Here is a 19,812-nt window from a genome sequence, read left to right as displayed (position 1 = left end):
TTTTATTCACCATCTTCGGTATAATTTGGGAGAGATGGTTGAAAGGGCTGCAATGAGTCATGGAGAGGTATTTGGATCTTGATCTTTTAGTGAATGGGAGTATGGATGCCTTGCTCTTAATCCTCGCTGCCCGACTATCGAATCTTCCCTTTCGAGGCAAGAGAATTGCGGCGGGAGTAATCGCTGGAGAAATTCCGGTCATTCTATCTGCCTATGTTCCAGCCTCGTTGCTTTTTGATTTGAGCAAATATTTTATTCCTTGGCTGATGGTTTGGCTGGCCTATCCCTATCGGGGATTTAGGCTATATTTCAAGACTCTCCTGATATTTTGGGTCTTATCAGCCGGACTGGGTGGGCTTGTCTACGCCTTATGGGGCTGGATCAGCTTCGACGGCAGGATAGGGGGTTCTTTGCGGATTGGGCTGAAGAATCTTTGGATTTTGCCCTTGGTTGCAGGATTATGGTGGTTTACTCAAAAAGCGTGGCATCAAATTCTAGGTTCAGCGGCCCGGCAACAATCCTTTATCTATGACCTTGAGATTGATATGGGTAAAGGGAATTCCTTCAGGGTGAAAGCCTTGCTGGATACGGGGAATCAATTGCGGGATCCTTTGACCGGGTACCCAGTAATTTTAGTCGAAGAGGAAGCAGCGGTCGCCGGGATGCCGGAAGAGCTGCTCCCGGTTTTGCAAGGAGCCTGGCGGGATCTGGACGATCCCTGGCCTTGGCTTTGGCAGTCCGATTCTTTGTGGATTAAACAATGTGCCTTTATCCCTTACCAGGGAGTAGGGCATAGAAGCTGGCTTCTGGGTATCCGGCCCCAAAGGGTGGTTTGTACATCCTTGCCGGAACCGAAAGAAATGAAAGCAACCTTAGCTTTCGTGCAGCAGGTTCTTAGTCCGGATAGAGCCTATCAGGCCTTGCTGCACTCAGAGCATGTTCGAGGAGCGGAGGAAAGCTGATGAGAAGGATAGTAGAACGTTTCAAATTATGGGTATTGAAAATTAAATCAATGATTATAGCCAAGTTTACCGATTGGCGGGAAATCTATTATGTAGGGAGCAGTGAAGCCCTGCCTCCCCCCCTGAGCACGGATGAAGAGGGGGAATTATTAGAACGCCTTGAACGGGGGGATGTGAGTGTCCGAGATATCCTCATCGAAAGAAACCTGCGTTTGGTGGTGTATATTGCCCGCAAATTCGAGAATACGGGGGTAGGTATAGAGGATCTGGTCTCCATTGGAACCATTGGGCTGATCAAAGCGGTCAACACCTTTGATCCTCAGAAAAAAATTAAGCTGGCTACCTATGCTTCACGCTGCATCGAAAATGAAATCCTTATGCATTTGCGCCGCAATAACAAGACGAGAACCGAGGTATCCTTTGATGAGCCTTTAAATATTGATTGGGACGGCAATGAGCTCTTACTTTCTGATGTATTGGGGACGGAAAACGATATTATTTCCCGTCCGCTGGAAGAGAAGGTGGACCGTCAGCTTTTGCATTTGGCTATGGCCAGACTGACGGATCGGGAAAAACTGATTATGGAATTGCGCTTTGGTTTGGACAATGGTGAGGAAAAAACCCAGAAGGAAGTTGCCGATCGGCTGGGGATATCCCAATCCTATATTTCTCGGCTGGAAAAACGGATTATTCGTCGCTTGAGGAAAGAATTTATCCGTTTGGAATAAGTTTCAACTCCATCGGGCATACTCTTCCAAGAATAAAGGAAACTTGCTTCAGTGGAGTTTTAGACTCTATCTGAGCTTAGTTGACTTATCCTCACAGAGGAGAAATCGGCTTGGAGGGTGCTCAAATGGCTTTAAACAAAGTAGAAATCTGTGGAGTGAACACCTCAAAATTGCCTGTTCTTAGTAGCGCAAAAATGAAGGAATTGTTTGTTGCCTATCAAAGCGGGGAAAAAGAAGCTCGGGAGAAGTTGATTTATGGTAATTTAAGATTGGTTCTCAGTGTGATTCAGAGATTCACCAATCGCGGAGAGTATGTGGATGATCTCTTTCAGGTAGGTTGTATCGGTTTGATGAAGGCTATTGATAATTTTGATCTAAGCCAGAATGTCAAGTTCTCGACCTACGCTGTCCCGATGATTATCGGAGAGATTCGCAGGTATTTAAGGGACAATAACCCGATTCGGGTCAGCCGCTCCCTTAGGGATATCGCTTATAAGGCGCTCCAAGTCCGGGATCAGCTGGTTAATGAGTGTTCCCGGGAACCAACGGTGTCGGAAATTGCGGCTAAACTCACTCTTCCCCGGGAAGAAGTGATTTTTGCTCTGGATGCTATTCAGGAACCCATCTCTCTGTTCGAGCCCATCTATCATGATGGGGGAGATCCCATTTTCGTGATGGACCAGATCGGGGATGAGAAGCACTCCGATAACAGTTGGCTGGAGGGAATTGCCGTACGGGAAGCCCTGCGGCGTCTGAGTGAACGGGAGAAACTTATTTTGTCTCTGCGCTTTTTCCATGGCAAGACTCAGATGGAAGTAGCCGATGAGATCGGGATATCTCAAGCCCAGGTTTCCCGTTTGGAGAAGGCGGCTCTGGGGCATATGCGCAAGTATGTCTGAAGGGGCGCCGGCACCAGCAGGGGGTGAAACGTACCTGCATTGAGGCAAACGGAGTCCTGAAAAAGACTCGAAAATAGTGGCCTAATGACCTGACCTGAGCAATATATGTTAATTTTAAGGAAGAATAGCAGCCATAGTATAAACCCTCTTTCCATGGAATATATATGGAGAGAGGGGAGGTATAGTGGATGCGGATCTCTGAGCTGCGCTTACTGGATATAGTTAATATTAAAGACGGTCGCCGGTTAGGTCCTATTAAAGACCTGGATCTGGACCTTGAACGCGGTTCCATTAAAGGGATCGTAGTGCAGGGCGCCTCCCGGAGCTGGGGTTTCTTTGGGGGACGGACGGAGGATATCCTTGTTCCCTGGGAGCGGGTTAAAAAAATCGGGGTGGATGTCATTTTAGTGGATGCGACGGATTTGCCGGAGTTCAATTCCCTGGTGGACGACCGTCGGTAATGGCAATAGACATCTGTAGAGATAGAGAAAGCCTTCTGAAGGGCAATGCAGCCTTCAGAAGGCTTAAATCGTATAAAGATAGGACTTTTGGGGAGTACATCCCCCCGGAACTTTATGGTATAGTTAAAATTGAGAATCGTATGGGGGTAATTCGATGACTTGGAGTTGGCGTCAGGGAAAAGGCCTAACCTATCTTACCATTCCCTGCTGGGAAGCGGAGGGGATTCAGATTGGGTTTTCTACACGCTGGGGAGGGGTAAGCTTATCACCCTATGCCAGCCTGAACCTGGGGCTCCATGTTGGGGATGCTCCCGATAAAGTACAGATCAATCGTGATTTATGGTTTAAGGAATGGGATGTTCATCCATCCCAGGTTGCTGTTGGGGAACAAGTCCATGGAACCAGGATTCACCAGGTTAAAGAAGAGGACGGGGGACGAGGAAGCGAGTCCCTGGATAGCGCGATTGTCGGGGTCGATGGATTGTACACGATGTGCCATACCGGCCTGATGGCCTTTTTTGCGGACTGCGTTCCTGTGTTCTTTTACCATCCCCGCCTTCAATCTGTAGGAATTGCTCATGCCGGATGGAAAGGAACTTCGAGGAAGATCGTTGGTCAGATCCTGGAGGAATTTCAACGCCTGGGAGGGGAACCCGATGAGACTTGGGCAGCTATCGGACCAAGTATTGGGCCCTGCTGTTATGAAGTGGATGAACGGGTTATTGACGAGTTTGCCAAAAACTTTACCCAGATGCCTTTTATAAGACCAGGCAGAAGTGGACATGCACTACTGGACATAAAGGCTGCCAATGAGATGGTATTGAGGGAAGCGGGGATACCCCGGGAAAGGCTATGGATAGCCCGGGAGTGTACAGCATGTCATACGGACTCTTTCTTTTCTCATCGCCTTGAGGGTCCACATACAGGACGGATGGCAGGTTGGATTCGCCGGTTACCGAAAAGGGAGGAATAATTGTGGCCGTAATTTTGGTGGTTGATGATGAAGAACCAATTCAAGAACTACTTAAATTTAACCTTGAAAAAGAAGGCTACCAGGTATTGATCGCTTCGGACGGTTCTGAAGCATTACATATCCTTGAGGAGAAACAACCGGAGCTTTTAGTCCTTGATATTATGCTTCCTGGCATAAGCGGTCTTGAGGTATTGAATCAAATCCGCAAGATGCCCAGATTTGCCGATCTGCCGGTCATTATGCTGACAGCAAAAGGGGAAGAGATAGATAAAGTATTGGGGCTGGAGATCGGAGCCGATGATTATATTACGAAACCCTTTAGCCCGCGGGAGCTCGTGGCAAGAATCCGGGCAAGGCTGCGGCGGATAAAGCCTTCCGAAGAGAACAACGATATCGTTCGGCAGGATCTGCATATTGATTTGGACCGTTTTCGAGTATCCGTTCGAGGACAGCACATAGAATTAACTCCGAAAGAATTTGAATTACTGCGTGTCCTGGCGGCCTATCCTGGGAAAGTCTACACCCGGGATGAGCTTCTTGAACGAATTTGGGGATATGAATATGCTGGAGATACGCGAACAGTGGATGTCCATGTGCGGCATCTCAGACTAAAAATCGAAAAAGACCCTTCTAATCCTGAATATATCGAAACATTGCGCGGTATTGGGTATCGTTTGAAAGGATAGAACATGAAGATTAAGTGGCTTGTGTTAGGTCTTTATCTGTTGGTTAATTCCCTTTCAATACTGCTTTTCTGGCTGGGTGCTCAAGTACAAACAGGGATTCGTATGGATATCGATGTTTTGGCGATAGTTTTGGCGATTCTTCTCCCCGGGGGAATAATTTTCTTCTTTGCTTCCCAATTTGAAAGGCGAATCCGAAAAATTAATGATGCGATTGCAGGGATTCTTCAAGAGGAGTTTCGGCCGGCCCATCATCCAGAGGATTCCGATGAATTAGGAACCCTATCGAGAGCGATTACTAACTTGGGTCAGCAAGTCAATCTCAGCATGTTGAACAATCGACAAGAAGCTCAGAAGATCCAGGCCATTCTTGCCGGTATGCAGGAAGGAGTTATTTCCCTGGACCATGTGGGACGTATTGTATTGCTCAATCGTGCGGCCGAAAGGCTTTTCGGCAGAGAGCAGGAGGCTGTCCGGGATAAACACTTTAGTGAATTATACGGGTTTGAGGAGCTGGAAGACCTTGTGACTCAAGCTTTGGAAAAGGGTATCTCCGGCCAAATCGAGCTGGTTACCGATTCCAAGCTTATTATTCGGGCACAGGTCAGTCCTATAACCGGAGAGAAGGTCCGCTCTCAGGGGGCAGTGATTGTGTGCTATGACATTACGGAAATTCGCCGCCTGGAGCTGCTTCGGACGGAGTTTGTCGGTAATGTATCCCATGAGCTGAGAACCCCTTTAACCTCGATTAAGGGCTTTGTAGAAACTCTGCTGGATGGGGCGTCGGACGTGCCTCACTTGCGGGAGCGTTTTTTAAATATCATCCATAAGGAGACGTTGCGCTTACAGCGATTGGTGGATGAGTTGCTCACTCTTTCCCGAATCGAAAATCAACGACAGGACTCGGGTCAGGGCATGAGCAAAGTCCAAGAGGCTTATGAGAAGATACGTCCGGTGATTGAGCCTTATGCTGAGGCCAAAAAAATCGAGCTGGAAATTAAAATCCCCAGAGATCTGCCGGAAGTTGGTATAGGAATAGATTTATTAAGCCAGGTACTTCTCAACCTTATGGAAAATGCTGTAAAATATACAGTGAAAGGAAAAGTGTGGTTACATGCTTTTCATGATGACGGAAAGATTTTATTAGAATTCGGCGATACAGGATGTGGGATTCCAGAAGGGGACCTGCCCCGGATCTTTGAACGCTTTTACCGAGTGGATAAGGCCCGCTCCCGGGAACAAGGGGGAACAGGGCTGGGCTTAAGTATCGTCAAGCATATCGTCGAAGGAGTCAAAGGAAAAATTACGGTGGCCTCTGAACTGGGGTCAGGCTCGGTATTTATCTGCGAATTACCAACGGGAAATGGAGAGAAAAAGAATGAAGAGGAGTCCAAGGAGGGGAATTTATAAGGTTATTCGAGTGTTTGGCGTAGGAGTTTTTCTTCTTCTTCTCCTAGGTTCTCTAGGATGGGTTTACCGTTCCAGCTTCCTAACGGGATCACTTAAGGTTGATATAGCAAGGCAGGGGAGTATTGAACATCTCCAGACCGTTTCAGCAGTTTTTGCTAATGAAGAGGTCTTGCTTAAAGCGCCTGGTGCAGGAACACCGGAGTTTTTGGTTAAGGAAGGGGAAAGAGTACGCAAGGGAGACCTTATCGCCAGAATTCAGTCCGGAGGGCTGGCATTGGGACAGGAGACCTCTCCTTCCGCTCATCCCATCTATGCACCCAGTGGTGGGATTGTATTTTCCGTGATTGATGGCTTGGAAACTTATTTGACACCGGAAAATCTGTTGGCTATGGATGTGGGTAAAATTCTTCAACCAACCCAGGATTTATCCACAGCTCAGGAAGACCAGGAGGTACAACCCCCTCAGAACAGCGGCAACGTTGCAGCAGGGAGAGTCATCGGTAAGATCGTCAATAATCTCAAGCCTACAGTGGCGGTGATTAAGGTTGATCCAGATGAGTATGAGGTGGGGAAGAGCATTAAGTTGATCATCAATGATCAGAGCTACAATGCTAAGATTTTGCGGCTCTTGGATGAACCCCATGGTTTGGTTGTCCAATTTAACCAATATATCAATGGGACCAGCCGACAGAGGCTTCAGGATATTTCCCTTGTACAAAGGCCCCCAGTCAGCGGAGTGCTTATTCCTAAGAGCAGTTTATGGATTAAAGGGGAAGAGCAAGGGGTCTATATCGTTAAGGAAGGGGCAATTCAGTACCGTAAGGTAAAAATCCTGGACCAAAACGACCAGGTCATTTGTGTTGAGAACTTGCCCCATGGAATTCCCGTCATCACCAATCCCCGGATGGGGATAGACGGGTTAATCATGAATCTAAAAAATGTTTCTCAATCCTGACCTATATTATAAAATAGGCAGGAAACAAGCCTTCTTTGTAGAATTGAAACAAGATGGACGGTGTAAAAATGGATATATTTGGAAATCTATCTGCTGTACAGCAGAGGATTCATCAGGCTGCCGTGAAAAGCGGCCGGGATCCATCCGCAATAAAACTACTGGCAGTAAGTAAAACGATGAGCGTCGGGACAGTTGAAAAGGCGTATGAAGCAGGACAGCGGTTTTTCGCCGAGAACAGAGTTCAAGAGTGGCAGGATAAGGTAATACAACTTCCGAAGGATTGTGAATGGCATTTAATCGGACGTTTGCAAACCAATAAGGTAAAGTATCTTGACGAGAGGGTCACCCTTATTCACTCCCTGGACAGGCTTAGCCTGTTAGAAACTCTGGAAAGTCAAGGAGCTCAGCGGAATATTGTCTGGCCCACACTTGTCCAGGTTAATATTGCCCGGGACTCCCAAAAGGCAGGATTGCTGGAAGAGGAAGTGGAGGATTTCCTGACGGAGGCAGCAGGCTATAAGCATATTCGGGTGTATGGATTGATGACCATCGGGGCATTAAATGCTTCACCTGAGGACACTCAAGGCTTTTTCCGGCAACTTCGTCTGCTCAAGGAGCGGCTGGAGAAGAAGACCCTGCCTCATGTGAACCTCAAAGAACTATCCATGGGGATGAGTCAGGATTTTGAGTGGGCCATTCAAGAAGGGTCCACTATAATCCGGGTAGGAAGACAAATCTTTGGAGAACGAATAGATACCACCAATGAGTATATTAAAGGAGGTCGATGAACAATGGCTAAGTTATTTGACAAAGTTATTGGTATTATGGGTTTCGCGGATGAAGACTATGAGGACGATTATTTCGAAGAAGAAGAGGAGAAGGAAGAGATTCGCGAAGAGACCAGAGGGAGCGGCAGCCGCAAAGGAGCCCAGGTGGTCAGTATTCATACTCAAAAACAAATCAAAGTGGTGGTCATAGAACCCCAGGCTTTTGAAGACTCTCAAAACATCGCCGATCAATTAAAGAACCGCCGTCCAGTTATCGTCAACCTGGAAAATGCCGAGCGCAATTTGGCCAAGCGGATTGTGGATTTTGTCAGCGGTGCTACTTATGCTTTAGGTGGTAATATGCAAAAAGTCGGCAATGGCATCTTTCTCTTTGTGCCCAACAATGTGGATATCTCCGGAGAGATGAAAGATGATTTTAAAGAGAAGGGCTTCTTCTGGTCTCTCACAAAATAAGGAGTGATTATTATACTTTTCGTTTATCAAGTCACGGATACGGTTCTGATGATCCTTATGTACGCTATTATTCTGCGTGCTTTGTTATCCTGGATTCCCAATTTGCCCTATAATGCTTTTGTGCGTATGCTCTACGATATTACGGAGCCGCTGTTAAAGCCCTTTCGGCGTTTTCAGTTCGGGGGGGGAGGCTTCTCCATCGATATTTCGCCGATTCTTGCCTATTTTGCGATCATGATTATTCGCTCCGCTCTGCTGCCGGGATTATTCAGACTTTTAATGATGAGGTAGGGGTGGTCATCCTATGGGATATGGTATTGATCGCAGTGTCCTGAGTTTTTGGACAGAAAAGGAGAAAAAGCTGGAAGGGGCTCATTTGCTGGATTTGTGCAATGAGGCTCTGAAAAAGGCAAAGCCGGTATGGACTCCTTTTCTCGGACAGGCTTTGGGCAATTGGCTGGAGGGGATTCTGCGGCGGGAAGGTCTTGCTTTTCGACCGGAGGGTGGCTTTCCCGATTCAGAAAGAGTGCGGTTTCTCATCGGAGAGGATGCTGATGTCCTGGATAACATCCCCAGTGAGATCCGGACTTTGCGGGCGACCCCGGTTGATCCCCGGGGCAAGCTTGAACATCGGCAGGTTTTAGGTTCATTAATAGGTTTGGGCCTGAAACGGGAAGTTGTCGGGGATATACGTTTCACTGAACACAGTTGCCTTGTTGCCGTTGCCCAAGATATTTCCGATTTTCTTCTTAGCCAATGGGATAAGGCGGGAAGGGAACGGATTCGTGTGGAGGCCGTGGAGGGAGATGTAGAGGTTTCGGTGGAACAGGGGAAAGAGCGGCGTATTACAGCCGCATCTTCTCGTATTGATGCGGTGGCTTCCAGCGGTTTTAATGTTTCCCGCACTGTGCTTCAGGAGCTTATTCAACAGGGGAAAGTTAAACGGAATGATCTGCTGGTTTCCAAAGCTGATATGGAAGTGAAGCCTGGGGATATTCTATCCTGCCGCGGTTATGGCCGTATGCGTTTAATCGAGTTTCAAGAGACCCGCAAGGGGAGAATTGCATGGAACATCATACTTTATACACCTCATAAGCACTAAGAGGAGGATAATTATGGCATTAACTCCCATCGATATTCAAAATAAAGAGTTCCGCAAAGGGGTTCGCGGCTATAACACCGAGGAAGTGAATAAGTTCTTAGAAAGCGTCAGTAAAGAATTCGAGGGAGTCTATGCTGAGAATTTTGAGCTGAGAGACAAAGTTCAGCGTCTGGAAGCGGAGTTAAAGCAGTATAGGCAGTTGGAGTCCACTTTGCAGCAAACCATGGTGTTGGCTCAACAGACTGCCGATGATGTGAAGCAAGCGGCACGGCATGAGGCTGAGCTCCTCGTGAAGGAAGCTGAACAAGAGAAAGCTAAGCGCATGAACGAGGCTCAGAAGAAGCTTGATCAAGTGAACGAGGAGATTGAAGGGCTACAAAAGCGCCGGGAAATGATACGCACCCAATTGAAATCCTTTTTGCTCGCCCAACTTGACTTAGCGGAAGCTTTTGAAAAAGATCGTGTTTCTTGAATGCTTGCGAAACAATGAGTGATTGTGCTAGAATTAAATCTAGACATTTTTTGCACTTAAAAAGTATAAGTGCAACTAAGGCTTTTGCCTGCGCCTATGCAGGCTTGGCACAAGCCAAGTTTTCTTTAAAGGGGAAGAAGATTTCGCATGAAGTGCATTTTGTATTCGGAGCTTGGCTCCGACTTTCTTGTGCAGGGATTAGGATTACATGAAGAGGAGCAAGGTTCTTTCACAGGGAAGTTAGGTCGCCACGAAATAGAGATAACCTCTTCGCCGGACTCTTTGAAGAATCAAGAGGAAGTACAGGTCATCTATATTGGTAAAGCGGAACCTGGTCCTTATCGAGACGGAGACATCCTCATGGCTGGGAGCGATGACTTATTGGACCGTGCCTTTCATGCTTTGGATGAAATGGAGCAGCGTGGTGTGGTCGTCGGTTTATCCTCTGAGGCAGACTCCTATCAACTAAACTTAAACAGGGATGATCTCAATCAAACAACCCTGGCTTGGAAAGAGAAGAAAGTTCCCGTTCTTTGCCTGTTTATGAGAGAGCCAGTTGATTTGGAAGGTCAGGCCAAACTTGTAACCATCATTCGTAAGGTGTTAAATGATTAAGCACCCATCCTTTTTGGGCATTATATTCTATAAGTATCATTCATAAACTCTAAACAATTTTCATATAGAACAGCGTTGATAAGGACTGTCCTTGCTGGAACCTCTAAAGCGAGCAGGAAATGGTGAAAGCCTGTGAGGAAAATCAAGGAGTATCCCCTTAGAGTGAAGTGCTGAAATAAGAGTAAGCTTTCCGCCTAGTCCCCGTTAAAGGACCTCCGAGTGGCCATGGAATATGGCAACAAGGGTGGTACCGCGAGTGATATCCCGTCCCTTTTTTGGGTGCGGGATTTTTTATATCCACCGGATTCCCATGGCTTATGGATGCGGTGGGGTGGCGCCGGCAGAGGATGAAAGGTAAAGCTGCTGGGGTGAACGTACACCTCTAAGGCCGCGTATAGCAAGGAACAAAGACTAAGATTGGGAGGAATTTTAATTATGGATTACCGGAATACACTGAATTTGCCTGAGACAGACTTCCCCATGCGGGGAAACCTGCCTCAGCGGGAACCGGAAATTTTGCAGAAATGGGAAGAGGAAGATATCTATGCAACGGTGCAAAAAGCCCGGGCAGGACGGCCGAAGTTTGTTCTTCACGATGGCCCTCCTTACGCCAATGGTGATATTCACCTTGGCCATGCTTTGAATAAAGTGATTAAAGATATTATTGTCAAATACAAAACCATGGCGGGTTTCGATGCCCCCTATGTTCCAGGTTGGGATACTCATGGTCTGCCTATCGAGCAGCAGGTGATTAAGAAATTAGGTGTTAATCGCCATTCTGTTTCTGTCGTGGAATTTCGCCGGATGTGTAAAGAGTATGCCAAAAAATACATCGGTATTCAGAGGGAGCAGTTCAAACGGCTAGGTGTCCGGGGAGATTGGAAAAATCCATATATAACTCTGGAAAAAGAGTATGAAGCTGCACAAATCGGAGTCTTTGGCAAAATGGCGCGCAAGAAGTACATCTATAAAGGATTAAAACCGGTGTATTGGTGCCCCTCTTGTGAGACGGCTCTGGCAGAAGCGGAGATCGAATACGCTGAGAAGACTTCCGATGCCATCTATGTCAAGTTCCCTGTTAAGGAAGGGAAAGGGGTTCTTACGGATGAAAACACTTTTGTCATCATCTGGACCACTACTCCTTGGACTTTGCCCGCTAACCTGGCCATCACCTTGCATGGGGAGTTCAGTTATGCTCAGGTTCAAGTGGAGAAGGAGCATTGGATCGTCGCGGAAGGGATGCTGGAGAGCTTGCGTTCCCTTTGGCAGCTTGAGCTCCCTGTGGAAAAGCGTTTCGTAGGCAAAGAGCTGGAAGGTGTTATCTGTAAGCATCCTTTCATTGAGCGGGATTCTGTACTCATTCTGGGTGAACATGTTACCCTGGAAGCAGGAACAGGCTGCGTTCACACCGCTCCCGGACATGGGGAAGATGACTTTAATGTCGGTAAAGAATATGGGCTTCCCGTACTTTGCCCTGTGGATCATCAAGGGAAGTTCACCGCTGAAGGCGGGGCCTATGCGGGCATGAAGGTGGACAAAGCGAACCCGGTTATTATCGAAGATCTAAGAAGTCTCAATGCCTTGGTTCATGAGGATAAAATAAAGCATAGCTATGCCCATTGCTGGCGTTGTAATAACCCCATTATCTATCGGGCCACAGAACAATGGTTTGCTTCCATCGACGGATTCCGCAAAGCGGCCCTCGAGGAAATCGACAAGGTTCAGTGGATTCCTTCCTGGGGCAAGGACCGTATCTATAACATGGTAGCTGACCGGGGAGACTGGTGTATCTCCCGGCAACGGACCTGGGGTGTTCCCATTCCCATTTTCTACTGTGAAGATTGCGGGAAAGAGATCATTACCGATGAGACCATTGCTAAGGTTCAGGATATCTTCCGTGAGGAAGGGTCCGACGCCTGGTTTGCCCGTCCCGCTGCAGAGCTTTTGCCTGAAGGATTCACCTGTCCCTGCGGAGGTAAAACCTTCCGCAAAGAGACAGATATCATGGATGTTTGGTTCGACTCCGGAACCAGCCATACCAGCGTCTTGATGGAACGGAAGGAGCTCACCTGGCCCGCCGACCTGTATATGGAAGGCTCGGACCAACACCGGGGCTGGTTTAATTCTTCCTTGTCCACAGCGGTAGCCGCTTATGGAAAAGCTCCTTATAAGGCAGTTCTAACCCATGGCTTCCTGGTGGACGAAAAAGGACGCAAAATGTCCAAGTCCCTGGGCAATGGAGTGGACCCACTGCAGGTAACTAAGGAGATGGGGGCGGATATCTTAAGACTCTGGGTGTGCGCCGCCGATTATAAGAACGATGTAGCGGTATCACCACGGATTATGAAACAGATGTCCGAAGCCTACCGCAAGATTCGCAACACCTTAAGATTTTTGCTGAGCAACCTTAATGATTTCGATCCGACCAAGGACCGGGTGGATTATAAGGATTTGCCGGAGATTGACCGCTGGGCCTTGCTGCAGCTGGGTAAAGTTACCGAGCGGGTGCTGCAGGGGTATGAAAAATACGAATTCCACTGGGTTTACCATACGGTGCATAACTTCTGTGCCGTAGAACTAAGTGCCATTTATCTGGATATCGTTAAAGACCGTCTTTATGTGGAAGGAAAGAATTCTACCCTGCGCCGTGCTTCCCAGACCGTACTCTATGACGTTCTGAATGCTCTGGTGCGCTTGATTGCACCGGTGCTGACCTATACGGCGGATGAGATCTGGTCTTATGTTCCAGGGGTGCCCGCCGGTTCCCCTATTCAAACTGAGGAAATGCCAAAGGTTGATCCTCAGTGGATGGATGAAGCGCTGGAGCAAAAATGGGAAACCCTGTTGGCGGTTCGCTCAGAAGTAACGAAGGCCTTGGAAAAAGCCCGTCAGGATAAATTGATCAACCATCCTTTGACAGCTCAAGTAGATCTGTATCCCAATGCTAAACTGGAAGGATTCTTAAGAGATATTCCCAATCTGTCGGAAATCTTCATCGTATCAGCAGTTCAAATCCATAGCGGAGGAGAAGATAAACCTGAGGGTGTCATCATGGCAGAAGACTTGGAGGATTTCGGTATAGCTGTGAATTCAGCAGCAGGGGAAAAGTGTGAACGCTGCTGGATTTACGATACGGGTGTTGGAGAGAATCAAGAACATCCTAGTCTATGCCCCCGCTGTGCTTCCGTTGTAAGCCATCTCTAATAATAGCCTTTCTTTAATATTTCTACTTTTAAGACTTGGGCGGTACAATCCGCTCAAGTCTTATCTATGCTATCGGAACTTTCGTGGCACCGGTCGAGTTTTGTTTAATGTATCTAAAAGGATAACGTTTATTATTAAGGTAAAATCCATGGACAATAGTTTGAATACTTAGTATTATATTTAGTAATGAAAAGCAATGGGTTTATTTACATAATTTTTAGGATCAGGTACTAAATTTCACTTGATGTTTTCTTCTAAAATTTTGAAAAATTATTGACCTGCAGAGGTGGGAGTGAAGAGAATGAGACTTACAGAGAATCTGGCCAACCGGATCGTCGACTTGATTTATTCTGAGAGTGGGTTTCATGGAATTGTCTGTGACACGTCAGGGACCATTATTGCAGATTCAGCTAAACAACGGGTAGGCGTTGCCCATGCAGGTGCAAGGCGGATCATGACGACTTCTATCCAAGAAATCAGAATTACTGCGGAAGATGAAATTAATTCTCAAGGAAAACAGCGGGAAGGCTTGAATATTGCCATTTTACTCGATGATGAAAAGCTGGGGACCTTTGGAGTGGCCGGACCCTTGGAGATTGTTAGTCCTGTGGCGAAGGTTGCAGCTGCGATGATTGCTTTTTTACTTCGGGATGAAGAGCTGAAAGAAATTCTCAAGGATCATGTGGAGCGGATGGGAGAGGCCCTGGAACAGGCGGCTGGGGCCATACAGGAAATGGCGGCCTCTTCTCAAGAGGTGGCAAGTGTGAGTCAGACTGTAGCCACGGTAGCTCAGAATGCCAAGCAGCATGTCAAGGCCACAGAAGGTGTCACCGAATTTATTCGCCGGGTGTCGAAGCAGACCAATCTCTTAGGGCTTAATGCGGCTATTGAAGCGGCCCGCGCGGGAGAACAAGGAAAAGGATTCTCCGTGGTCGCCGGTGAAGTGCGCAAGCTTGCAGATGAAAGCAATCGCTCAGCTAATGAAATCAATGATTTGCTGATGACCTTTCAGGATACCATGGAAGAGATTGTCGATGGTGTGTTTCAAAACAATGTTATAGCTCAAGAACAGGCAAAAGCCACTCAGGAGATTGCTCAGATGGTGGAGGAGCTGCAACAGGTCGGCACTGAATTAAACGATCTCGCCCACAGGCTGTAAGGGATTAATTTGTACCTTTTATTATTTTGTGGAAATGGAATATTTGTGTAGACGAAAATCGGTTTGCTGACTATAATAAAAGCAGGTAAAAATACATAAGGTTCGAATGATCCCAGTAGGAGAGACTCAGTATCATGAGCGCCGAAGGAGAAACTTCCTGAATGTCGCCTGTTCAGAAGGGGAAACTCTCAGGCAAAAGTACTGCTGGAAGACGGAACTCTGGAGAGCTTCTCAGAAGAGAACACCAAAGGGGTAGCCCTAAACAAAGGGTAAATCTCTCAGGTCAAAGGACAGAGGTAGCGCGACGTGCTATTCCTCTGTTTTTTTATTTTGCACTATCAGAATGAACAGCCAAGTTTTCTTTATCTATGTTTCATTAATGTTTTTTCCGGTTTTGGTTAATACTCAATTCTAGGGAGGTGTCCTAAGTGACGAATCTAAAAAGAACACCACTGTATGAAAAGCATCAGCAACTAGGAGCAAAGCTCATCGATTTTGGCGGCTGGGAAATGCCGGTCCAATACGCCGGAGTCCTTGAGGAGCACAAGACGGTGCGCAGTAAAGCGGGGCTTTTTGATGTCTCTCACATGGGTGAGGTGGAGTTAAAGGGAAAGGATAGCCTTGCTTTCTTGCAGTACATACTTACCAACGATGTCTCACGGATTCAGGATAACCAAATTCAATATTCTCCTATGTGCGCTCCAGATGGGGGTGTCGTGGATGATTTACTGGTGTACCGCTATAGTCAGGAACATTTTTTAATTGTGGTCAATGCCTCCAACACGGATAAGGATTTTGCTTGGATGCAGGATAAAGCTCAGGGCTTTGAGATACATCTGGAAAATCGCTCTGAGGATTTTGCCCAGCTGGCATTGCAAGGCCCCTTGGCGGAGAAAATCCTCCAAAAGCTTACGAGGTTGGATTTATCTCAAATAAAGTACTATTGGTTTACACATGGGGAAGTGGATGGAGTCCTTTGCCTGATCTCCAGAACAGGGTATACCGGGGAAGACGGCTTTGAAGTTTACCTCCCTCCTGATCATGCTCCCCGGATGTGGGATAGAATCCTCGCAGTCGGGGCAGAGGAGGGAGTTCAACCCATCGGTCTTGGCGCCCGGGATACTCTTCGTTTTGAAGCCCGGCTGCCCTTATATGGAAATGAGCTCGGCTCGGATATTACACCGTTGGAGGCTGGACTGGGATTTTTTGTTAGGTTGGAAAAGGAACATTTTGTTGGCAAGGAGGCATTATCAGCGCAAAAGGAGAAGGGAATTCCGAGAAAGTTGGTAGGTCTGGAAATGATCGAACGTGGAATAGCCCGCTCCCATTATCCCCTTCAGAAAGTAGGAAAAGAAATCGGCTTTATTACCTCAGGCTCTTTTTCACCGACTCTAAACAAAAACATTGCCCTTGGGCTGATTCCCCCGGAGTATGCTCAAATCGGGGAAACCTTGGATGTCATCATCCGTGGGAAAGCCGTCAAAGCCCGGATTATTCCCTCTCAGTTCTACAAGCGGTAGGGTCAAGGGGAGTACCTTGGGAATTTCTATAAAACAATCAAATGGGGTTAAGAGACCTGTTCCTTTTCCCCGCAAAATAAGGAGGATGATAGTATGAATCCAGTAGAATTAAAGTACAGCAAATCTCATGAGTGGGCTAAGGTGGAAGGGAATACCGTGACTTTGGGGATTACGGCCCATGCCCAGGACAGCTTAGGTGATGTGGTCTTTGTAGAACTGCCTGATAACGATACCACTGTGGTGGCCGGAGAGGCTTTTGGAACCGTTGAATCCGTTAAAGCAGTGTCCGATCTTATTGCCCCGATTGGTGGCAGGGTTGTTGAATATAATGAAGAGGTTCTGGATTCTCCTGAACTCTTGAATAATGATCCTTATGGCGAGGGATGGCTGGTCAAAGTGGAAGTGGATGATCTGAAAGTATTGGAGCAGTTATTATCTGCCGCAGAATATGAGGCGTTTCTAGCGGAGGAGGGCCAATAAATGAATTATGTGCCGAACACGGTGGACCAGCAGGAACAAATCCTCACCCGGATTGGAGTAGGCTCCCTTGAAGAGCTTTTTGCGGATATCCCGGAAAGCGTTCGGCGCCAAGCTCAATTGAAGATTCGGGAGGGACTATCGGAGCTTGAACTGGTAAAATACTTCAGCAAGCTGGCTGCGGAGAATAAAACCGTAGAAGAGTATACCTCTTACTTGGGTGCGGGGGCTTATGAGCACTTTATCCCCAGCTATGTGGATCAGCTCTTACTGCGCTCGGAGTTCTATACGGCCTATACCCCTTATCAGCCGGAGATCAGTCAAGGGACCTTGCAGGCTATCTATGAGTTCCAGACTCTTGTCTGTGAGCTGACGGGTATGGACGGTGCCAATGCTTCCATGTATGACGGGGCGTCGGCCCTTGCTGAAGCAGCTTTAATGAGCTGTGATGCCACCCGAAGAAAGAAAGTCCTGGTACCCCAAACGATTCACCCGGAATACCGGGAGGTACTCCAGACCTATCTTCTTCCCCGAGGGGTAGAAATCCTTGAGGTCCCTTATGGGGAGGGGGCCGTGGATCTTGAAGCTTTAGAAAAAGTACTGAATACTGAGGTGGCGGCTGTCCTTCTCCAAAGTCCTAATTTCTTTGGTACCATAGAAAAGGCCCAAGAGATTGGCGAAATGGCACATGCCAAGGGGGCGCTTTTTGTCATGGTGGTTAACCCCGTGTCTTTGGGATTGCTTAAATCTCCAGGGGAGCTGGGGGCGGATATTGTGGTCGGTGAGGGTCAGCCCTTTGGCAATCCCCTGAATTTCGGCGGCCCTTATCTGGGGTTCCTGGCTTGTCGGGAAAAATATGTACGCCGGATGCCCGGGCGGATCGTAGGTGCCACCAAAGACAAAAACGGCAAGAAGGGCTATGTCCTCACTCTGCAAGCCCGGGAACAGCATATCCGCCGGGAAAAGGCGGCATCCAACATCTGTTCCAACGAGGCTCTTTGTGCCTTGGCCTTTACCATCCATCTCTCAGGATTGGGAAAACAGGGATTAAAAGAAATGGCAAGACTTAATCTGCAGAAGGCCCATTATGGGGCCCGGGAGATTAGCAAGCTCCCCGGTATGAGCCTTGCTTTCCAGAGTCCTTTTTTTCATGAGTTTGTGGTCAAGACTGAGATCAGTCCTCGGAAAATCAATGAAGTGCTTTTAAGCCATAAGATCATTGGCGGTCTTGAACTTTCCCGCTTCTACCCCGAACTGGATCATCATCTTCTCTTCTGTGTAACAGAAACAAAGGCTAAAGAAGATATCGACAGGCTTGTGGCCAGAATGGGGGAGATAAAATGAGAGCCTTAGAACCGCTGATCTTTGAACTAAGCAGGGAAGGGCGGACGGGAGTAAGCCTGCCCTCCTGTGATGTGCCGGAAATTCCTCTGGAGGATTTGATTCCTCAAGAGTTTTTAAGAGATAAGGAACCTGAACTGCCGGAGATCTCTGAGGTGGATGTGGTCCGCCATTTCACCCGGCTGTCTTCCTTCAATCATGGGGTGGATACAGGGTTTTATCCTTTAGGTTCCTGCACCATGAAATACAATCCCAAGGTGAATGAGAAACTGGCCCGATTGCCGGGCTTTAGTCAGATTCATCCCTATCAGCCGGAAGAATTGACCCAAGGTGCCTTGGGCTTAATGGTCGAACTCCAGGAGGAACTTGCCGAGATTACAGGCATGGATGCCTTTACCTTGCAGCCTGCTGCAGGGGCCCATGGGGAGATGACTGGAATTCTCATCATCAAAGCCTACCATGAGCATCGTCAGGATGTTAAACGCAAAAAAGTCATTGTTCCCGATTCCGCTCATGGGACCAACCCGGCAACAGCGGCCATGGCCGGATATGAAATCGTTCAGGTGCCCAGCAATAAGCGGGGAGGAGTGGACATCGAGGCTTTACGCCAGGTCGCCAACGATGAAGTGGCCGCCTTGATGCTGACCAACCCCAATACCCTGGGATTATTTGATGAAAACATCCTGGAAATCGCCCAAATCATCCACGATGTGGGGGGCCTGATCTATTATGACGGAGCCAATGCCAACGCCATCATGGGGATAGCCCGTCCTGGCGATATGGGTTTTGATGTGGTTCATCTTAACCTGCACAAGACCTTTTCCACTCCCCATGGCGGAGGGGGACCAGGAGCAGGGCCGGTGGGGGTGAAGGAATTTCTCGCTCCCTATCTGCCCAAACCTGTGGTGGCTCGGACGCCTGGGGGCCAATATACCTTGGATGCCCACCGTCCTCTCTCCATTGGCCGGGTAAGAGCTTTCCAGGCTAATTTCGGAGTATTGGTGAGAGCCTATGCCTATATCCGGGCTCTGGGCGGGGAGGGGCTGACTGCTGCATCCCATAATGCTGTCCTCAATGCCAACTTCCTTATGAGCATTTTGAAGGAGCATTATCACCTACCCTATGATCGGGTGTGCATGCATGAGTTTATTATCACCCCCAAAAATCTGAAGGATTATGGAATCCATACCTTGGATATTGCCAAGCGGCTTCTGGATTATGGTTATCATCCCCCTACGATTTACTTCCCCCTCATTGTGGAAGAGGCGATGATGATTGAGCCCACAGAGACGGAGAGCATGGAGACTCTGGAGGAATTTGCCAGGGTGATGATCCAAATCGCTGAAGAAGTGAAGCAAGATGCGGAAAAGGTGAAAAATGCTCCCTACGATACCCTGGTGACCCGTTTGGATGAAACGGGAGCTGCCCGCAAGCCTGATTTGCGCTGGCGGAAGTCCCAGTAAGGAATTCGTGAGCAATAAAAAAACTATTGTGTTGATGAAGAAGATCTCCCTGCCGTTTTTCGGCGGGAGATCTTTTTGTATAAACGAAAACCACCTGCTATGCAGGTGGTTCCAAGAAGCTTTAGCTATGAGTAGAAAAACCTACCC

General features: G+C 47.8%; 20 protein-coding genes, 2 riboswitches and 1 other annotated feature. All 20 genes read left to right on the top strand.

Going from position 1 to position 19,812, the window contains the following annotated elements; genetic code table 11:
* Positions 1 to 59 precede the first annotated feature (59 nt).
* The 20 genes from DESDE_RS16645 to gcvPB all read left to right on the top strand — a co-directional run bounded on the left by DESDE_RS16645 (position 60) and on the right by gcvPB (position 19,665).
* The gene (locus DESDE_RS16645) at positions 60 to 962 is read left to right on the top strand and encodes a sigma-E processing peptidase SpoIIGA (RefSeq protein WP_028305611.1); all 903 of its coding nucleotides are present in this window, start codon (positions 60 to 62) and stop codon (positions 960 to 962) included.
* Complete coding sequence (gene sigE, locus DESDE_RS16640) at positions 962 to 1,690, top strand: RNA polymerase sporulation sigma factor SigE (protein ID WP_014795189.1); 729 nt, start codon at positions 962 to 964, stop codon at positions 1,688 to 1,690. The genes DESDE_RS16645 and sigE overlap by 1 nt, the downstream gene beginning before the upstream one ends.
* Positions 1,691 to 1,815: 125 nt before the next feature.
* A complete protein-coding gene (sigG, locus tag DESDE_RS16635) occupies positions 1,816 to 2,589 on the top strand; it encodes an RNA polymerase sporulation sigma factor SigG (RefSeq protein WP_014795188.1) in 774 nt (257 codons plus the stop codon).
* Between the two features lie 188 nt (positions 2,590 to 2,777).
* Positions 2,778 to 3,050 carry a YlmC/YmxH family sporulation protein gene (locus tag DESDE_RS16630; RefSeq protein ID WP_005811353.1) on the top strand — a complete coding sequence of 91 codons (273 nt, stop codon included), beginning with the start codon at positions 2,778 to 2,780 and terminating at the stop codon, positions 3,048 to 3,050.
* 154 nt (positions 3,051 to 3,204) lie between these two features.
* Positions 3,205 to 4,023, top strand: coding sequence for a peptidoglycan editing factor PgeF (pgeF, locus tag DESDE_RS16625; RefSeq protein WP_014795186.1), 819 nt, complete (start codon positions 3,205 to 3,207; stop codon positions 4,021 to 4,023).
* Positions 4,024 to 4,025: 2 nt separating this feature from the next.
* Positions 4,026 to 4,709, top strand: a complete 684-nt coding sequence (locus tag DESDE_RS16620) for a response regulator (RefSeq protein WP_014795185.1) — start codon at positions 4,026 to 4,028, stop codon at positions 4,707 to 4,709.
* 3 nt (positions 4,710 to 4,712) lie between these two features.
* Positions 4,713 to 6,116 carry a sensor histidine kinase gene (locus tag DESDE_RS16615; RefSeq protein ID WP_014795184.1) on the top strand — a complete coding sequence of 468 codons (1,404 nt, stop codon included), beginning with the start codon at positions 4,713 to 4,715 and terminating at the stop codon, positions 6,114 to 6,116.
* Positions 6,085 to 7,071, top strand: coding sequence for an HlyD family efflux transporter periplasmic adaptor subunit (locus DESDE_RS16610; protein WP_014795183.1), 987 nt, complete (start codon positions 6,085 to 6,087; stop codon positions 7,069 to 7,071). The genes DESDE_RS16615 and DESDE_RS16610 overlap by 32 nt, the downstream gene beginning before the upstream one ends.
* A 68-nt stretch (positions 7,072 to 7,139) precedes the next feature.
* Positions 7,140 to 7,859: a YggS family pyridoxal phosphate-dependent enzyme gene (locus tag DESDE_RS16605; protein WP_014795182.1), complete on the top strand. Its 720-nt coding sequence runs from the start codon at positions 7,140 to 7,142 to the stop codon at positions 7,857 to 7,859.
* 3 nt (positions 7,860 to 7,862) lie between these two features.
* Positions 7,863 to 8,312, top strand: coding sequence for a cell division protein SepF (locus DESDE_RS16600; RefSeq protein WP_014795181.1), 450 nt, complete (start codon positions 7,863 to 7,865; stop codon positions 8,310 to 8,312).
* 3 nt (positions 8,313 to 8,315) lie between these two features.
* The gene (locus DESDE_RS16595) at positions 8,316 to 8,603 is read left to right on the top strand and encodes a YggT family protein (protein WP_019851096.1); all 288 of its coding nucleotides are present in this window, start codon (positions 8,316 to 8,318) and stop codon (positions 8,601 to 8,603) included.
* Between the two features lie 13 nt (positions 8,604 to 8,616).
* Complete coding sequence (locus DESDE_RS16590) at positions 8,617 to 9,414, top strand: YlmH family RNA-binding protein (RefSeq protein ID WP_014795179.1); 798 nt, start codon at positions 8,617 to 8,619, stop codon at positions 9,412 to 9,414.
* Between the two features lie 13 nt (positions 9,415 to 9,427).
* Positions 9,428 to 9,886, top strand: a complete 459-nt coding sequence (locus DESDE_RS16585; protein WP_014795178.1) for a DivIVA domain-containing protein — start codon at positions 9,428 to 9,430, stop codon at positions 9,884 to 9,886.
* Between the two features lie 147 nt (positions 9,887 to 10,033).
* A complete protein-coding gene (locus DESDE_RS16580) occupies positions 10,034 to 10,501 on the top strand; it encodes a hypothetical protein (protein ID WP_014795177.1) in 468 nt (155 codons plus the stop codon).
* Between the two features lie 66 nt (positions 10,502 to 10,567).
* Positions 10,568 to 10,776: a binding site (T-box leader), on the top strand.
* 160 nt (positions 10,777 to 10,936) lie between these two features.
* Positions 10,937 to 13,705 carry an isoleucine--tRNA ligase gene (ileS, locus tag DESDE_RS16575; protein WP_014795176.1) on the top strand — a complete coding sequence of 923 codons (2,769 nt, stop codon included), beginning with the start codon at positions 10,937 to 10,939 and terminating at the stop codon, positions 13,703 to 13,705.
* Positions 13,706 to 14,006: 301 nt separating this feature from the next.
* A complete protein-coding gene (locus DESDE_RS16570; RefSeq protein ID WP_014795175.1) occupies positions 14,007 to 14,864 on the top strand; it encodes a sugar diacid recognition domain-containing protein in 858 nt (285 codons plus the stop codon).
* 106 nt (positions 14,865 to 14,970) lie between these two features.
* Positions 14,971 to 15,078, top strand: a riboswitch (glycine riboswitch).
* 1 nt (position 15,079) lies between these two features.
* A riboswitch (glycine riboswitch) is annotated at positions 15,080 to 15,162 on the top strand.
* A gap of 130 nt (positions 15,163 to 15,292) precedes the next feature.
* A complete protein-coding gene (gene gcvT, locus DESDE_RS16560) occupies positions 15,293 to 16,384 on the top strand; it encodes a glycine cleavage system aminomethyltransferase GcvT (RefSeq protein ID WP_014795174.1) in 1,092 nt (363 codons plus the stop codon).
* A gap of 93 nt (positions 16,385 to 16,477) precedes the next feature.
* Positions 16,478 to 16,864, top strand: a complete 387-nt coding sequence (gene gcvH / locus DESDE_RS16555; RefSeq protein WP_014795173.1) for a glycine cleavage system protein GcvH — start codon at positions 16,478 to 16,480, stop codon at positions 16,862 to 16,864.
* Positions 16,865 to 18,205: an aminomethyl-transferring glycine dehydrogenase subunit GcvPA gene (gene gcvPA, locus DESDE_RS16550; RefSeq protein ID WP_014795172.1), complete on the top strand. Its 1,341-nt coding sequence runs from the start codon at positions 16,865 to 16,867 to the stop codon at positions 18,203 to 18,205.
* Positions 18,202 to 19,665 carry an aminomethyl-transferring glycine dehydrogenase subunit GcvPB gene (gcvPB, locus tag DESDE_RS16545; RefSeq protein WP_014795171.1) on the top strand — a complete coding sequence of 488 codons (1,464 nt, stop codon included), beginning with the start codon at positions 18,202 to 18,204 and terminating at the stop codon, positions 19,663 to 19,665. Before gcvPA ends, gcvPB begins: the two co-directional genes overlap by 4 nt.
* Positions 19,666 to 19,812 lie beyond the last annotated feature (147 nt).

This window comes from Desulfitobacterium dehalogenans ATCC 51507 (assembly GCF_000243155.2).
Classification (GTDB): Bacteria; Bacillota; Desulfitobacteriia; order Desulfitobacteriales; family Desulfitobacteriaceae; genus Desulfitobacterium; species Desulfitobacterium dehalogenans.
Note: the sequence above shows the minus strand (reverse complement) of the source record. Positions and strands in the feature narration are given on the sequence as shown.

What these genes read in the sequence shown, in the direction of transcription:
- sigG (WP_014795188.1), top strand. Translation starts at nt 1,816, where the DNA reads ATGGCTTTAAACAAAGTAGAAATCTGTGGAGTGAACACCTCAAAATTG.
- DESDE_RS16615 (WP_014795184.1), top strand. Translation starts at nt 4,713, where the DNA reads ATGAAGATTAAGTGGCTTGTGTTAGGTCTTTATCTGTTGGTTAATTCC.
- pgeF (WP_014795186.1), top strand. Translation starts at nt 3,205, where the DNA reads ATGACTTGGAGTTGGCGTCAGGGAAAAGGCCTAACCTATCTTACCATT.
- DESDE_RS16600 (WP_014795181.1), top strand. Translation starts at nt 7,863, where the DNA reads ATGGCTAAGTTATTTGACAAAGTTATTGGTATTATGGGTTTCGCGGAT.
- DESDE_RS16605 (WP_014795182.1), top strand. Translation starts at nt 7,140, where the DNA reads ATGGATATATTTGGAAATCTATCTGCTGTACAGCAGAGGATTCATCAG.
- ileS (WP_014795176.1), top strand. Translation starts at nt 10,937, where the DNA reads ATGGATTACCGGAATACACTGAATTTGCCTGAGACAGACTTCCCCATG.
- sigE (WP_014795189.1), top strand. Translation starts at nt 962, where the DNA reads ATGAGAAGGATAGTAGAACGTTTCAAATTATGGGTATTGAAAATTAAA.
- gcvH (WP_014795173.1), top strand. Translation starts at nt 16,478, where the DNA reads ATGAATCCAGTAGAATTAAAGTACAGCAAATCTCATGAGTGGGCTAAG.
- DESDE_RS16645 (WP_028305611.1), top strand. Translation starts at nt 60, where the DNA reads ATGGAGAGGTATTTGGATCTTGATCTTTTAGTGAATGGGAGTATGGAT.
- gcvPB (WP_014795171.1), top strand. Translation starts at nt 18,202, where the DNA reads ATGAGAGCCTTAGAACCGCTGATCTTTGAACTAAGCAGGGAAGGGCGG.
- DESDE_RS16580 (WP_014795177.1), top strand. Translation starts at nt 10,034, where the DNA reads ATGAAGTGCATTTTGTATTCGGAGCTTGGCTCCGACTTTCTTGTGCAG.
- DESDE_RS16585 (WP_014795178.1), top strand. Translation starts at nt 9,428, where the DNA reads ATGGCATTAACTCCCATCGATATTCAAAATAAAGAGTTCCGCAAAGGG.
- DESDE_RS16630 (WP_005811353.1), top strand. Translation starts at nt 2,778, where the DNA reads ATGCGGATCTCTGAGCTGCGCTTACTGGATATAGTTAATATTAAAGAC.
- DESDE_RS16570 (WP_014795175.1), top strand. Translation starts at nt 14,007, where the DNA reads ATGAGACTTACAGAGAATCTGGCCAACCGGATCGTCGACTTGATTTAT.
- gcvPA (WP_014795172.1), top strand. Translation starts at nt 16,865, where the DNA reads ATGAATTATGTGCCGAACACGGTGGACCAGCAGGAACAAATCCTCACC.
- DESDE_RS16610 (WP_014795183.1), top strand. Translation starts at nt 6,085, where the DNA reads ATGAAGAGGAGTCCAAGGAGGGGAATTTATAAGGTTATTCGAGTGTTT.
- DESDE_RS16590 (WP_014795179.1), top strand. Translation starts at nt 8,617, where the DNA reads ATGGGATATGGTATTGATCGCAGTGTCCTGAGTTTTTGGACAGAAAAG.